This window comes from Actinomyces sp. W5033 (assembly GCF_051303165.1).
The window spans coordinates 24,875-40,176 of the sequence record NZ_JBPPGD010000004.1 but is presented as its reverse complement, the minus strand read 5'-3'; the positions used below and the strand labels follow the sequence as shown (position 1 = coordinate 40,176).

Genomic DNA, 15,302 nt, shown 5'->3' with positions numbered 1-15,302 from the left:
TCGCCGGACGGAGCACGAGAGCGGGGCTGGGTATGGCTTACGAGCAGCTACCGATAGTCGAGGTCGACCTCGATCAGCTCTTCCTTGACCTGGAGAACTACCGCATACCGACGCGCCGCGACGACGAAGCTGGTGCGCTGAAGTACTTGTTTGCGTCGGAGGACGTCCTCGGAGCGGCGCGACTGATCCTCCGTGACGGTTACTTCGACAACGAAGTCCCGATTGTGACGTCGGCATCGGACTCCGGGAGCGGTTCCCCATACACCGTGTTGGAAGGCAACCGTCGAGTCAGTGCGCTCAAGGCGCTTCGGGACCCGACGATCGTGCCCGGCCATGAGGCAGAGATTCGAGCCCTGCTGAAGCGGTACGCAGTGGAGGCGGAGAATCTTCCGGAACGAGTTCGTGTGATCGTCGCTCCCGACCGAGCGGCAGCGGCACCTCACGTAGCAAGGTTGCATACCGGCATCTCGAAGAGGCGCTGGAGCCGTGATCAGCAGGCCACCTTCTACTATTCGCTCATCGACGAGCAGACCACGGTTGACGATGTGAAGGCGCAGTACCCGGACGTCGAGGTCGCCAGGTTCATGAAAATGGCCGTAATGCGGCGCTTCCTAAGTGCAGCACCGTTTTCTGATCACTCTCTCCGCGAGTATGCTCAAAGTGACGCCTTGAAGATGTCAGCCTTCGAATATGCCTACCGAAACAAGGAGATTGCCTCTGCGATCGGCGTGGAGTTCGATAAGGATGGCATGCTCCTGCCGCGGGCATCGACGCCCGAAAAGATTGCTGTGAAGTTGACGAAAGAGAAGCTCAGCGCTTTGGAGTATCTCGTCGGCGAGTTTCGTGCCGGCCATCTCAACACTCGCTCGCCAGAGTTCAAGAAGAGCAAGCAGGAATATCAGTCCCTGGTGAATCGCCTCAACGGCGTCTCGACTCCTACTTCGCCACAACCAGCGCCGCCCGATCTTCCCGCGCAACCAACGCCATCAGGACCATCCCAAGGCGGTCCGTCCAGTGTGTCCGGCGGGCCCGGCAGTGGTCGGGGTGGAACCGGCCTGACTCCACCTGGCGCACCTGGTGGCACCGGCAGCCGTGGGCCCAACCATCCAGACACGAAGGACACGCTTGACCTGTCGGGGCTTGACTACGAGAACGCGCCACTGAATCTCAAGCTGCGATACTTCGAGCTGCGCAGGATCAGCCTCACGAATCTCCCAATCGCGGCCGCGATCCTCATGCGCTCAGTATTGGAGGCGACCATCAAGGTCCATTTCGAGGGCGACCCAAACCCCGCCACCGGCCAGTTGAGCGATGCATTCAAGCATGTCGTGCAGGCCTACGGTCAAGAGAAGTCTCTCAAGTCGACCATTGCCACTATTCAGTCGGGTAACGCTCACAAGCACGGGTCGATCCAGTGGTTCAACCTCATCGCGCACAGCGCCGATGCTTCCGTTAGCGCGGATGACGTCCGGCAGGCATGGAAGGTCGTGAACCCGCTGCTTAGGCGTTTGTTGCGCCAGTCATCGCGGGCGTCGTCAGCGACGACTTGATCACCCGCGCGACCGAAGTGGATGCTACGAGCAGCTCTTCCGCCTGTCCCGGATACCTAGCGGAGTAGGTGAGCTCTAGTCGGCACTGGAACTGATCTCGGTACAGCTTTTCGATCAGTGGAGCCGCGTCATAGGTTATTAACCAGTGCGCCTCTTCGACTGAGTTGACGATCGTCGAGAGGGCCTTGTGGTCCCGCCCGTCGAAGGCGTTTAAGTAAAGTTGCGATCCTGCCTGCACGTAGGGTGGGTCGATGTACATAAACGATCGCTCATCGTGAGAGTACTGCTGAATCACGGTCCGGCCATCGAGGTCAGAGACCGTGATGTGATCTGCCAGGTCGCCGATTGCCGTCAACCGTTGAACGAGAGTTTGTCGGTTGAACCGGGCATCAATCTTGTACTTCCCCTCCTGGCGCTGCCCACCGATAACACCTGCGTTCAGAATCCCCGAGCGATTAGTGCGGTTCAGGAAGAAGAAGGCGAATCCGAGACGGAGTATATCGCTCTCATCTCGGCTCCGATATATCTCTCGTTGCCTCAGCCACTCGTCTATGGTCAACGGCGTTGACTCGACCAGCTCAACAAAGCTCGCATTGTGGGCAACGACAGACCTCCAAAAGGCATGGACGGCCGGGTCGATGTCATTGATAACCAAGTGCCGAACGATGCCCTCACGAAGTAGCGCGATCCCTGCGCCTGCGCCCCCGGCGTAGGGCTCGATGTATCGGGCTTCTTCGACGCCCAGGGCGGTGATGATGTCAGCAAAGAACCCCGCGAGCGCTGACTTACCGCCTGGGTATCGAAGCGGGGAGAGTGTGCCGTAACGGCGTGATCCAACGACACGCAGGCTGTCATTCATTGGAGTCTTTCCCTCACTCGATGTGCAGCAACTCGGCAGCGAGCAGAGCAGAAACGCGCGTCACCTCGGCCGAGAAAGGGGTCGCCGCAGTGCTCACAATCTCGCCATGCGTCGCGACGACGAAGGCGCTCGCGACGCAGAGCACGGTCCAACTCTGTTAGGCCAGCCTCAGGTAGATCGCCCAGACTCTTCATGTTACGAATAGTACTCGTTACGCGGCGAGCTGCGAGTTGCAACGCGGACAGTGCGCCAGGTGTGGATCTTCGGCGGCACCGCCTTCGCGCTCAGAGCGGAGGGAGCTCCGAGCCTCGTTGCCGCGAGATGCTCAGTGCGCACCTCCTCGGCAGGAAAGCCGAGAGGAAGCGAAGATGGCTGGCTTGACCGACCTTGCAGGTGATGAGCGGGCGGCGCGGATGGTGTTGTCCCTTCTTGTTGAGCCCAATGATCGGGTGACGGGTCGTCTTCTTGCTCGGCTTGGAGCGGTGGGGACGCTCTGGCTTGCCGAGCACGACAGCGCGGTGGTGGGCCTCAGCCCTGTGGACGCGCAGTTCTGGCGGGGCCACTTCGACGTCCCCGCGGTGAAGGGCATCGCCTCCCGTCTGGACCAGGTTCAGCGGTCAGGGGTTCGGGCACTCATTCCCGGTGATGCCGACTGGCCTGCTGCACTCAATGATCTGGGCGTGGGAGCCCCGTACGTGTTGTGGGCTCGTGGTGCGTCGTCATTTCTCGCTCGCCCGGTGCAGGACTTCATCACGATCACGGGGGCACGCGCTTCCACTTCTTACGGCGACCATGTTGCCCGCGAGCTCGCCGCTTCGATGGCTGCGGACGAGCGGGGGGTCGTCGCCGGTGGCGCGTATGGGATCGACGGTGCTGTGCATCAGGCGGCGCTCGCCGCAGGTGGGGACACGATCGCGATTCTCGCTAACGGAGTTGACCGCCCCTATCCTGCTGGCCACCGTGACCTACTCGAACGCGTGGCCGATGTCGGGCTTCTTGTCAGCGAGGTGCCGCCCGGTGCAGTTCCGACCAGGAATCGGTTCATCGCCCGCGCGCGGCTGATGGCGGCGCTCTCGTCCGCGACGGTCGTCGTCGAGGCGGGAAGCCGGTCGGGCTCCTTGGTGGTGGCGCGTCACGCTTTCGAGTTGGGTCGGGGCGTGGGGGCCGTACCAGGCCCGGTGACGAGTGTCGCGAGCATCGGGTCGCATCGTCTGCTTCGGGATGGCACCTCTTCGCTGGTCGCCGACACGTCTGATCTTGCACGTCTGGCGGAACGCGGCTCTGGCCACCGTGTTTCGGTGCCACGTGCGCAGATCAAGACGGATCGACTCCGCGCAGCCACGCCTGAGCCTGCACACACGTTGTAACCGGGTACCGGCGGTCGAACGGCGGAGCTCTGTCTCAGCGGTTGATTCGAGCGAGTTCGGGCTGAGACAGCTCATCGTGCGCGCTGGGCTCGACACGATGCCTGGCCCGGTTGTCGTGGGCGCGAGCCCTAACCAGCAGCACCACGCTCACTGGGCCGATGACGACCATCTTGAAAGCGTTCCAGATGCAGACCAGCACGACGATGTGGAGCCATCCGGGGCCACCGTTGTCGATGAGCCCGGTGCACCAGACGGCTATGGCCAGGTAGGGAACGGCCAGCAGCATCGCCGGCACGCCCCACTTCAGTCCTCGCCTGGTCCGGATGAGATCGAGGACGATGTTGCTTGGCATGTAGCGGCGCAGGAAGTAGCGGGCCTTGACGCTCAGCCCCCACAGAAAGTCGATCATGATGGGCTCCTCTCAACACGCAGGTGCATCGTTGAGGCGGTGCGTGGAGAGCGACCCGAAGGTCTGCCGCGGAGGGCCCAAAGGTAAGGAGAAATCCGCCTCACCTCAAGGCTACGCCTACCGCCGGACAATCGGAAGCGTCACATGCTGCGTCCAGTCTGGGCCTGACTCCTCCTCACGGCCTGGAGCCCAGCCGCCGAAGCGGGGTTCTCCTCTGAGAGGCGGAGCACCCGGTCAAGAGCGGCCCGCGCTCGCGCGGCGTCGATCTTCTGCGTCGCGGTGGCTGGTTCCGGGCCGAGGGGTGTTTGGCTGGTGATGCGGTATCGGTCGCGGTATGCGGCGACTGTGCGTGCGGCCCTCCGCCAGACCGCGGCTTGGTGTTGGTCGCTGGGTGGGGTTCCGATGGCTTTGGTCCAGGGCGCGTTCTCGGTCAGGGCGGTGTCGAGGACGGCGTCGGCGCGCGTTTCGATGAGTGCTTCTCGTTCGTGGAGGGCGGCTCGCATCTCGGTGTCGCTCACGCCGTGGGCGTGTGGGATGAGGCCGGCGATGAGGCGTGGCGGTTTCCTAGTTCGTCCTGATCCTGCTGGCCGCGCGGTGGTTCGTTCGATGCGGTGGTGGAGGATGGCGGCGATGTCGTCGGCGTCACCGAACCCCCGGACAGCGACGAGCCGCGGCAGGAGGGCATCAAGGTCGTGGTGGTTGGCTTCGGCTCGGCGGAGTTCGGCGGTGAGCGGGCCAAACGCTTCGGATCCGATGGCGCGGTCGGCTTCGTCTGCGGTGAGGCCAGAAGTGCGGATGAGGGTGGCCAAGCGGTCGTGTTGGGCGGCTGCGGCGATGGTTTCGTATTCGGCGGCGAGTTGCGCGATCGAGCCCCACTGGTCGTGTTCGGCGGTGATGGCCTGGTGGGCGGAGAGTTCGGCTCCGGAGTGTTGTAGTACTCCGTAGAGCACGCTGCGCGCGGTCACGTGCGGGTTGTCCCCGGGGTGTGGCTGGGTGTGGTCGTCGGCGCGGTCGAGGGTGACGTAGGCGTGGTTGGAGTGCCGGCCGCGGGTCATCGCGACGTAGAAGGTTTCCCTGGTAGAGGTGGGTTCGACGAGCACGTGCGCGGTGTCGGTGGTGGTGCCTTGGGCGCGGTAGGCGGTGACCGCGTAGCCGAGGTCGACGTGTTCGGCAACGTAGGCGGCTGGGAGGAGGATGCTGCCGCCGAACCGGTATCCGGGCTTGCGGATCGTGAGGGTGCCGTCGTCGCCGACGCCGGTGATGGTCCAGATGTCGCCGTTGCGTACCCAGTCCCGCCCACTGGCGGTGCGGAGTCTGCGGTTGTTGAGACGGGTGATGATCGTGTCGCCGATTCCGGCGGTGGTGCCGTCGCTCAGTTCGACCTCGCGGCTGGGGGTCAGGGTGCCGTCGAGGATCAGGTCGGCTCGGGCGCGTCGGTTGAGGGCGGACACGTCTTCGTGGGTTTCGGCGATCAGCAGCGAGACGAGACCTTGGTCGCGGTCGGCCCGCCACGCGGTGTAGGCGGCGTCGGTCATGGTGTCGTGGTCGCCGTCGGTGATGCGGTGGTGGTCGAGGTAGGTGTCGATGACGTGGGGGTGTCCGTGACGCAGCCCGAGGGATGCGGTCTTCTCCCAAACGTGGGTGAACCGGTACACGTCGACCAGTTCTGGCGTGTCGACCCGGTTGTTGGTGATCATTGCGAACGCGCCGCCGGCGTCCACGGATTGCAGTTGGGCGTAGTCACCGACCAGCAGTACCTTCGCCCCGGCAGTGTGGGCGAGGTGGGTGATGCGGTCCAACGAGAGGGTGCCGGCGAGGGAGGCTTCGTCGATGATGACGAGTTGCCCCGGCTGGAAGGTGGTGCCGTGCAGGAGATGGCTCTGCCACCATTTCGCCGTGTTCTCGGTCGCGATCCCGAGATCGTCGGCCAACACTTGGGCGGCGACCGCTGAGGGGGCGAGACCGACGACGGAACCAGGCCCGTGTTCGGCTTCCCAAGCGCGGCGCAGCGCGTTCATGGCGGTGGTCTTGCCCGCCCCCGCGGGGCCGACCAGGACGTCGAGCATCCGCCCGGAGGCGGCGATGCGGGTCAGGGCGTCGGCTTGGTCGTCACCGAGCATCCGCCCATCCGAGTCCGGTCTACCGGTGGCCTTCTCGACCGTCGCCAGCGTCACTGTTGGCCCGGTGAGGTCGTTGGCGCGGTGCAGGAGCCGGTCCTCGGCCGCCAATAGGGCCTCGGAGGAGAACACGGTCGAGTCTTTCGGCCGGAACACCGTCGAGCCGTCCGCCCGACGGAACACCAACGGGGAACTGGCCAGGTCTGGTGGGGTCAATCGGAGTGATGCGTGTTGGGCGGCGTCGGCGACCATCGCGATGATCGTTTCCCGGTCCTGCATGGTGGCGAATCGCCAGCCCATCGTCTGCCGGGACGCCTCCGCTATGAGGTTCCAGCGCCGCCAGGTCGAACGCTTCTCCCCGACGGCCTCCACCACGCGCTGGCCGATCTCGCCGATCATATCGAGCGGCACATCGTCGGCGCGGAGCAGTAGCGGCTGCTCGTTGTTGGTGACCTCGCGTGCCCACAGGGTCGCGTCCCGGCCCAGGATCGTGGTGGCCCGGGTCCGCCAGCCGGCGGTGAGATCGGCCAGGGACCGGACCTGCTTGTCCGGCCGGGTCGTCAACGTCGCCTGCGCCCGCAGTTTCACGACCACCGCAGTGGACGGCCGTCGCCCATGCTCCTCGACATAGGCCGCAATGAGCCGATCAGTTTCGGCGTCGATGTGCCGGGCGCGGGTCGAGAACTCGGTCACCAGATCCTCCGGCACGCCCGAGATCGCCCACGCCGGGTTCCGGTCGCGGCCCATCTCCCGCGGCTCCCACTCGACGCCGAACGTGCGGGTCATGTGGTCGGCGAACACCGCCTCATGCAGCTCCGAGAGCGCGACCACTGCGGCGTGCATCGGGCGACCATCCAAGCTGCGCCATCTGCCGTCCAGGACCGTCTTGGCCTTGTTGCTGATCACCACATGCGTGTGGAGATGGGGATCGCCGGCACGGGAGTCGAAATGATCGAACGCGGTCGCGACCAGCCCGGTGACATCAACCTGTGCAACCGCGCCATCCCCACCGGTTGCGCCCGTGCGGGTGGCTGCAACCTCCTGCTCCATGAACGCAACCACCTCCGCAACCGCCCGATGATGCGCCTCCCCAATCAGTGCCTGCACCCCGGCATCCGCCACGGCCCACAACACGGATGCGGACTTCGGAACCGAGAACGTGAAGTCGAACCCCGCCACCGCCCGCCGGGTACCCCGGGCCGTCTCCTCGGCCACGATCTGGGCGACCACCTCGCCCTTCGCCCCCGGCGACAATGCCGGGTCGACAGCGGCGATCCGGGCATCGATCCGCCCCGTCTGGCTCTTGTACACCGGGAAGGCGCGGCCCAGTGGATCCCCGGTGATCGGGTCACACCCCGCGCCCATCAGAAGCTGAAGCTGGGCCTCGGACACCCGATCGCCCACCCGCAGCTCGCCGGCCCCCAGCGCAGCCACACCCGCCCCAAGCCAACGGCCAGGCGGCGTGCCCTCCTCCAAGTAGTAGCGAGTCAACGGCGTCGACAACGACCGGACGCCATCAGCCACCGTCACCGTCTTCAACAGGTACCTGTAACCGTCACCCGCCGACATCACCCGCATCGAAACCGTCACACCCACCTCCGCTCCCAATCGGCAGGTGAGCGCCCACACTCGCTGTGCCCTGTACCCCTCGATCTGCAAGAGGCGTGGTCAGGCGAGTCACAGACGAGGCAGACAGATCAGCCGTCGAGCCTACGAACTGCCACAGGGCGGGCACAGAGTCGACACTGGACAGACCATCCACATACAGCAGCGGCAGCACCTCGGCCACGCCCGGGGACATTCCCGTCCAAGCCGACAGGCCCGCCGAGGGGAACCGATTCCGTTGGCCGTTGTGATCGACGCGCTCGTCGTTGACCGTGGCTGACGTACCGGATGCCGTGGCGACCCCGCGCGGTACGTGGGAGCCATTGCGGCACCGGTCGGTGACCGTGCTCATTGACATCGCTCCCGGAGGATGACATAGGCGGGGACCTCGGCTAGCAACGCCGCCGCGAGCATCTGCCGGGCGTTATCTGGGGCGATCTCATCGAGCAACGACCCGCTCACCGCCGCCGGGCCTGCGTTCCACGCCGTTAGCGCCCACGCGGACTCCGGATTTGCCTCGGGAGGGCGCTCACACCTGGATCCCAGCGTTCGGGTGCGATGCGCACGGTCTGCTCGACGACGGTGCCCAATGGACGATCTGCGTCAGCCTCGAAGCCGATCGTGCCCTCCCACGACGACGCACGGACTAGCAACCGATGCTCGTCAACACCGCCGCGAGATCTCATCGTTCCATTCGCGGCGCCGAGTTCGGCCGACGGAGACACCTATCGCTGAAGATGCTGAACCCCCGTCTCAGTGCCCCGCGACCACCAACAGCTACCTGAGTAGGTCTTCTCTGGCCCGGATGCCTGAATACCGAGGCAGGTGTGGAACTCGGGCCGGGACTTGCCGCTGGGACCATGTCTCTCCCCAATCACTGCGCGCATGGGCGTACCTCCTTAAGCGGGGGCGCTAATGGCGTCAGCACCGACCCGAACCTGAGCACGGCTTCGATCCTGAACGGGAGGCTCGCACCATCTGACGTCGGCTCGCTGAGGGTCATCCACAGGTTCTGATCTCAAGACCAGTGCACGAGTCCCAGCGACCAAGTGTCGCTAGTGCTGTACAATCGTTCCCGAAACCGAGACTGTTGAGACAAGCCCGGGAAGGAGATGATCTTGAGGCAGGCGTTGGTCGTTTGCGTGCCACGCACTCCTCGTTCCTCCTCCAGGGACGGGAGTAGGGATGCCTGCCAACTCGGCGTCTCAGGGGCAATCGCTGACTACAGTCAGGATTCTCGCGTCGGTGACGGCTCCGGAGGAGCGAGGCTTCGGTTGTGACGAAGGATCGCGTGCTAGTCGTGACTGCCAACACGCACGAGACGGACGCCTTTCTTGCGCTTGAGAGCATGCAAGGGTGTTCGGGGCGTCGTTCCGGGAGTTCAACAGATCCGAACTTCTACCAGGTGGCCGATGTTGGCTCTTACGAAGTGGTTCATTTCGAGCTACTTCAACAAGGATCTGCGCGCGCCGACGCTTCGCTGCCGTCCATCATATCCGCGATCGACGAATGGAACCCTCGCGGAGTGATCCTTCTGGGGATCGCGTTCGGGAAAGATGACGGTAGCCCTGGTCCGGGACGACAGAGAATCGGTGACGTGCTCGTCTCTGCTACGGTCATCGATTATGAGAGCGGAAAAGTAGGCCCACAAGGCTTTCAGTCGGACGCTTCGATTCCGGATTCGGGAAGGTTTCTTTATTCTGCGTTCAAGCACGGGTCACGCACTTGGAATCCTGACCCCAACCTTGGAAGGCCAAGCTGTATTCTCGGACCTATTCTGTCGGGCGACAAAGTGGTTAATGACCCAGTGTTCAAGAAGCAGCTGTTGGATAGATTTCCACGCGCCATTGGCGGCGAAATGGAGGGCCGTGGCGCATATGCCGCCTGTCGACATCGAGAGATCGGAGAATGGCTTATTGTCAAAGGAATCTGCGACTGGGGCATGAATAAGGAAACGCCTACGAAGGAGGAGGACCAGATTTTGGCTGCGCGAACAGCGGCCTCGCTGCTGGAACACGTACTCCTGCAAGGTGGGATCTTCAGTGGACCTGTGCCGCCGAATGGGGGGCTCCAGTATCAAGATGTCTCGTTTCCTCGAGGGTATGTCATATACGTTGGCACAACCTCTAGTCGGCTGTTTGAGATAACGGGTGACTACCGCCTCCGTGAAATAGGCTTAATGAGCTATGAGATATCAGACCCAGATGCTCCGGGCTACCTTGATGGGATCATTGACCACGTTAGCGAGAAGGTCCTCCCTCGTATGAAGGAGGGGCCGTCGAAAAAGCTCCAAAAGGTCTTCGTGGATGCGCGCTTTGAAAACATATTCCAAGCCGATGTAGATGCCATGGTCAAACGGGACTTTATTCGGCGATTCTATGAGAGGACGGGGCTGTACTTCAATCAGCTAACGAAAGCACAAACTGAAGAGAACCTCCGACGCTTGTTCAGCAACTCTATCGAGGACGGAACGGCAATCGTGACAATCGGCTCTCTCGGAGTTGACATTCTTCTTTACAGCGGGGGCTACTTCGAGGCCCGATACTTGGACATTTCGCTGGAACAGGTCGAGGCGAGCGCTGAAGCCCTGGGCTTGGGGGACGTGTGGAATGAGCAGGACGTCACCCAGTTGAAGAAGCAGTTCAAGGGGCGAATAGCGGAGCGCTTGCGGGGCCTGCGTTCAAAGCAGGCAATCATCCTAAAGGGTGAGCTTAAGTTCATGAAGGATACTGGTTACAGGCTTCGGACGATGCACGGCGGGCTGCAGCTAACGCAGAAAGAGTATGTGAGTGACAATCGGAAACTCCTTTTCTGTGTCGACTATTCGGCTCTCTTAAGGGAGCGGTATCCTGAGGCGGATGTAAACGCCCTTGCGCGGTTGAAGGGTTTCCGCTACGGGCACCTTCTCATTGAAGCGATTCTAGAGACTTTGGGGAACCAGCGAGTGATTCCACGTGACGACCTAACGGTGCACGGGAATCCGATGAATGCTTACGTATTCAATGTGGTCATCAGCGGCAGTACCAATGAAGGTCGTGACCGCCATGTCGTAGATGCTTACCGCAAGATCAGTAAAATTGGCGCCAATGTCCTCAGTCCTCAGGTAATCGACGGGGTGCTGAGTCGGCCGGCTACGGACGAGACCGAGTATGAACACTTGCGTGCGATCGATGCCTGTGATGTCCTGTTCATTAGCAATCCGGCGAATGGTGGATACGTGGGTAACTCTACGAAGCGCGAGATCTATTACGCATACGCGCTTATGAAGACAATCGCATGCTGGCACCCGCTCCCTGATGAGGACTGTCTCCGCTTCATTCCGTTCGAAGATTGGAGTATCATAAACGATGTGTGATTCGATCGAAATCTGCTGCGGTGGGCGTTTCTGTGGCTCCGTGCGACAGGGAGGGTTAGGGTGCGTTACCTCGTCGACCTAGGTTCATCGAGTGTTAAGGTTTACGAAGTCAGAGGAGATGGCCCTCGTCTCGTCAGCGTTAGAACCTTGGACTTTAAGTCGGAGTTCAGTCCTGCAGAGGGCATAACTGAGACCAAGTATCTTGGGCTCTTGAATTACATTGAGGCGCTCCGTCAAGACGGTCTTCGGTTAGTGAAGAGCAATTCGAAGGTTTTCGCTACTGGCGTATTCCGCGAAGTTCTGGCGAGGCAAGCATTGGTCGAGAAATTCTATGCTGATACGGGTCTGTTTCTCAACATTATCAGTCACGACCTAGAGCAGTTCTACTTAGAGGGGGCTCTTGCTGGCTTGGCTCGATCCAACAGACCTCTCCTTGGGATCAACATTGGGGGGCGGACCACGGAGCTAGTCTTCTATTCAGAGCTCTCGGTTCGCGAGAGGGTTCCCCTGGACGTTGGTGTAGGGACCGTTCTTAAGGATTTCCCGGGCCTCAACGATGCTCACAGTGCCCATCCGCTCGACAGCGTTGTGTCGCAGCTAAAGTCGTCTCTTCCACTTCCCTCCGGAGAGGCGCCAGCAATTGCACTATACACGGGCGGTGAGTTAAACTACATGCGTTTGGCGAATTACGGCTTGGTACCCAATGCGATCTTTAGTGACGACGCACATCCGTCTATGATAACGCTTCCGCAGTACGTGGCCGATAATCGGCGCGTCTTTTCTCAGGTCACGATGGACGACCTTCGAAGCAAGATGCCCTCCAACCCTGATTGGATGAACGGTGCGCGTGCGTGCTCTGCATTGGCCCAGGCGATCTGTGAGCACTATGGTGTGAACCTGATCGTGCCTTCGGACTGGAATCTGATCGATGGAGTGGTTTACCAAGAAGCCCGATCCGTGGTGTTGTGTGGGAGCTTCAATCGTCACCTTGAAGAGATCGGTCGGTTAGCGGATCGTCTCAGGGCAGTCGGGATTCGAGTACTGAGCCCAGTTAGTACCCGCGTAGTGGGGGAGGTGAATGGATTTGTTCTCTTCGAAGGTGATTCGATGGTTAATCGATGTACATGGTCTGTTGAGTCACATCATCTCAAGGCTATCGAGGCCGCGGACATGGTTGTTGTATGCAATTTCGATGATTATGTGGGCTCCAAAACCGCCCTGGAGATCGGGTATGCGTACAAGCTTGGCAAGCGTCTAGTTTTCCTAAAGGATGGACCGTCGGTAGCTGATTTCGACGTTCCCAGCGAGGTCGGGCTTGTTGGTTCGATACAGGACGTCACTGGGTAATCGTCGATGTTGGCTGCGGGGGAATTGTCTGTTCATCTGGATGTGGGCTCTCGGAATCTGAGAATGTCAACGGGTCGTTGTCAGTTTTGTTGGTCGGAATGCGCGGACTAGGCTAAGCCACGATCCACCGGTGGCCTGGTCGGGTGGGCGCCTCGTGCAGTGAGAATGCCCTTGCGGGCGGGAGAATCGGAGTTCTTCAGGGAACGATTCCACTGCGACGCGAAGGGCATCTCGTAGATGCGACTCTCTCACGCTCTGGGCCGGACATCGGCGGTGTTCGACGATCCTAGCCTTGTGTCTGCCTCCGGGCTGGTCCCGGTACTTGCCTTGGCCGATGCTGCTGGGCTTCGGCAGCTGGCCGATGAGCAACTCACGGTCCCCGCCGATAGGGGCTCTTCGTGTTTGAGGGTGTGGTAGGTGGGGCTTGTCGGCTGGTTTAGGTGGTTGCTGCCAGGTGGTCTTTGAGGCGTCCGGTGTGGATGAGGCTGCGGATGGTGTAGCTGGCCAGGTTGCGGAAGCCCAGGGCGATGCCGCGTAGGTGCTCCAGGCGTCCGTTGATCGCCTCAGTGGGGCCGTTGGAGGTACGGGGGCGGTCAAAGTAGGCCAGGGGTGTCGGAGGCTCTTTCGGTCAGGGTCTTTGCCAGTGTCTGGATCTCCTCAAGCCCTTCTGGGATGGCCTGCTTCAGGGAGTCGATGAGCCGTTGCATCAGGTACTTTCCCAGGCCCGGGTCCTCGGTGTGGTAGGCCTGGATGAGGCGCTGGTAGACGCCCCAGGAGGCCTGGACCGCGGCGTGGCGATCATCAGCGAACAGGGTCTCGAGACGCTCGGTCTGGGCGTCGGTGAGCAGGCCGGCCCCGGTGTGCAGGGTGCGCCGGGCCCGGTAGAGCCGGTCACCCGCCCGGCCCCGCCGGCCCGTGATCGCCCGTTGGATGCGACGGCGGCACTGGTCGAGCTTGCTGGCAGCCAGGGACACGACGTGAAAGGGGTCCATCACCGCCCGGGCCTGTGGGAGCTCCTCGCCGGCGGCGCTCTTGAACCCGGTGAAACCGCCCCGTGGCTACCACCTCGACCCGCCCACGCCAGTCCTGGTCGCGCTGGGAGAGCCAGGTCTTGAGGACCTTCTTGGACCGGCCTGGGACCACGTCCACAAGCCGGGCCGGACCACTGCGGCCGCGTACGGGGGTCAGGTCGATGATGACGGTGACATAGCGGTCGCCCCGCCTGGTGTGGCGCCACACAGAGGGGGTGCCTCCCGCATGAGAGCGAAGCGCGCGGGGGAATCGTCGACGCCGAGGACCTCCACGCCATCGAAGCGGTGGGGATCGTCTAACAGCGTGGCCTGAGCGCTTGTCAGGATCGCGTTGTTGGCGGTGTGCCAGGAGATCCCCAGAGCGGCTGCCACCCGGGAGACCGACATGCACTCCAGGGCAAGGGCCCGCAGCCCCCACTCCACCGCCGAGCGGGTCAGCCGCGCCCTGGGCTCAGCCAAGCTGGAGGTGTCCTGTCTCCACACCCGGTGGCAGTGGGTGCAGGCGAAGCGCCGCAGGCGCACCACCAGCTGCGTGGGCCTCCACCCCACCGGCACGTGGGCCAGGTGCCGGGCCACCGTCCCACGGGATACTCCCTGGGCGCCGCAGGCTCTGCAGAAGGGGTCCTCGAACCCGATCGGCATACGGCACTCGATCACCGCGCGCTTGGCTGTGAGGTACTGGCCCACCGCGGTCAGTCCCAAGGCGTCCAGGCCCAGGAAGGTCGTCAGATCAGGGCCGGTGAAGGTAGTCTCAGGCACGTCGAGGTCTCTCAGGTGGCGTGTGTAGCAGCTCCCATCATCGGGGGACCTCGACCCCTACCCGGCGTAACGACGCGCCCGCCCCACCTATACACTTCAATAGGCTTCACCTACCACACCCTCAAACGCGAAGAGCCCCCAATCTGGGTACTCGCCGCCGCCCTGACCTGGATACCCGTAGCGGGCCGACCGATCGTGGAATGGCTCCCCATCGCCTTCTGGTGGGCCTGGCGCACCACGGGCGGGCAACTGCTGTACCGACGCAGGATCGTCGTCCCACGCCCCGCTGGCACGCTCGCACTCCCCGGAGACATGGCCAGGCTACGCGAGTACACCGACCCCGACACCGGAGCCGGGATGATCCACGACTCCCACCAAGCAACCCTGACCGTGATGTGCGAAGTCACACATCCCGCATTCGTGCTCCTCGACCCCGGCGAACAAGAACGCCGCGTCACCTCCTGGGGCAGAGTCCTCGCCACTGTGTGCCGCACCGGACGAATCGCAACCCTCCAAGTCCTCGAACGCACCCTCTCAGACTCCGGCACCGGCCTGGCAGAATGGTGGGCAGCCCACGACACCCCCGACCAGACGTGGGCCGCAAACACCTACGCCGAACTCATCGACCGCGCCGGACCCGCTGGTGAACGACACGCCACCACACTGTCACTCAGCCTCGACATGAAAACGGCAGCCCGGCAGATCAGAACCGCCGGAGGAGGAATACGAGGTGCTGCCGCAGTCCTCCGCCAAGAAATGAACACCCTCGTCGCAGCCCTCCGCTCAGCCGACTTCACACCCTCCGGATGGCTCACACCGGGTCAGATCGGGTCATGCTGCGCTCCGCCTACGACCCAGCCATCGCCGCCACCCTGGAACGCCATGGCCAACTCGGTCAACAAC

At 62.6% G+C, this 15,302-nt stretch carries 8 protein-coding genes and 3 pseudogenes; 5 read left to right on the top strand and 6 right to left on the bottom strand.

What is annotated here, in order from left to right; genetic code table 11:
* The first annotated feature begins 32 nt into the window (after nucleotides 1-32).
* Entirely contained in the window at nucleotides 33-1,550 is a 1,518-nt protein-coding gene (locus ACSJJR_RS03660) for a hypothetical protein (RefSeq protein WP_435942140.1), read from the top strand.
* Here the strand turns inward: ACSJJR_RS03660 and ACSJJR_RS03655 are convergent.
* Both ACSJJR_RS03655 and ACSJJR_RS03650 read right to left on the bottom strand, forming a co-directional pair.
* Nucleotides 1,501-2,409 (bottom strand): DNA adenine methylase, encoded by a 909-nt coding sequence (locus tag ACSJJR_RS03655; protein ID WP_435942139.1) that lies wholly within the window; start codon nucleotides 2,407-2,409, stop codon nucleotides 1,501-1,503. The genes ACSJJR_RS03660 and ACSJJR_RS03655 overlap by 50 nt on opposite strands.
* 13 nt (nucleotides 2,410-2,422) lie before the next feature.
* The gene (locus ACSJJR_RS03650; RefSeq protein WP_435942137.1) at nucleotides 2,423-2,554 is read right to left on the bottom strand and encodes a hypothetical protein; all 132 of its coding nucleotides are present in this window, start codon (nucleotides 2,552-2,554) and stop codon (nucleotides 2,423-2,425) included.
* Between the two features lie 223 nt (nucleotides 2,555-2,777).
* On the opposite strand from ACSJJR_RS03650, the gene ACSJJR_RS03645 reads away from it, so the two are divergent.
* Nucleotides 2,778-3,776, top strand: a complete 999-nt coding sequence (locus tag ACSJJR_RS03645; protein WP_435942136.1) for a DNA-processing protein DprA — start codon at nucleotides 2,778-2,780, stop codon at nucleotides 3,774-3,776.
* A 34-nt stretch (nucleotides 3,777-3,810) separates the two neighbouring features.
* On the opposite strand, the gene ACSJJR_RS03640 is transcribed toward ACSJJR_RS03645, so the two are convergent.
* The 3 genes and pseudogenes from ACSJJR_RS03640 to ACSJJR_RS03630 all read right to left on the bottom strand — a co-directional run.
* Nucleotides 3,811-4,185 (bottom strand): hypothetical protein, encoded by a 375-nt coding sequence (locus ACSJJR_RS03640; protein WP_435942134.1) that lies wholly within the window; start codon nucleotides 4,183-4,185, stop codon nucleotides 3,811-3,813.
* 140 nt (nucleotides 4,186-4,325) lie between these two features.
* Nucleotides 4,326-7,892, bottom strand: a complete 3,567-nt coding sequence (gene mobF / locus ACSJJR_RS03635; RefSeq protein ID WP_435942133.1) for a MobF family relaxase — start codon at nucleotides 7,890-7,892, stop codon at nucleotides 4,326-4,328.
* Nucleotides 7,893-7,953: 61 nt separating this feature from the next.
* Nucleotides 7,954-8,369: pseudogene (locus ACSJJR_RS03630) on the bottom strand (IS256-like element IS6120 family transposase); the annotation flags it as partial.
* Nucleotides 8,370-9,207: 838 nt separating this feature from the next.
* Here ACSJJR_RS03630 and ACSJJR_RS03625 point away from each other — a divergent pair.
* Both ACSJJR_RS03625 and ACSJJR_RS03620 read left to right on the top strand, forming a co-directional pair.
* Nucleotides 9,208-11,262: a hypothetical protein gene (locus tag ACSJJR_RS03625; protein ID WP_435942131.1), complete on the top strand. Its 2,055-nt coding sequence runs from the start codon at nucleotides 9,208-9,210 to the stop codon at nucleotides 11,260-11,262.
* 60 nt (nucleotides 11,263-11,322) lie between these two features.
* Entirely contained in the window at nucleotides 11,323-12,609 is a 1,287-nt protein-coding gene (locus ACSJJR_RS03620; RefSeq protein WP_435942130.1) for a Ppx/GppA phosphatase family protein, read from the top strand.
* A 436-nt stretch (nucleotides 12,610-13,045) separates the two neighbouring features.
* Here the strand turns inward: ACSJJR_RS03620 and ACSJJR_RS03615 are convergent.
* Nucleotides 13,046-14,399: pseudogene (locus ACSJJR_RS03615) on the bottom strand (ISL3 family transposase).
* 15 nt (nucleotides 14,400-14,414) lie between these two features.
* Between ACSJJR_RS03615 and ACSJJR_RS03610 the strand changes: the two are divergent.
* Nucleotides 14,415-15,215, top strand: a pseudogene (locus tag ACSJJR_RS03610) (SCO6880 family protein); the annotation flags it as partial.
* Nucleotides 15,216-15,302: the final 87 nt, after the last annotated feature.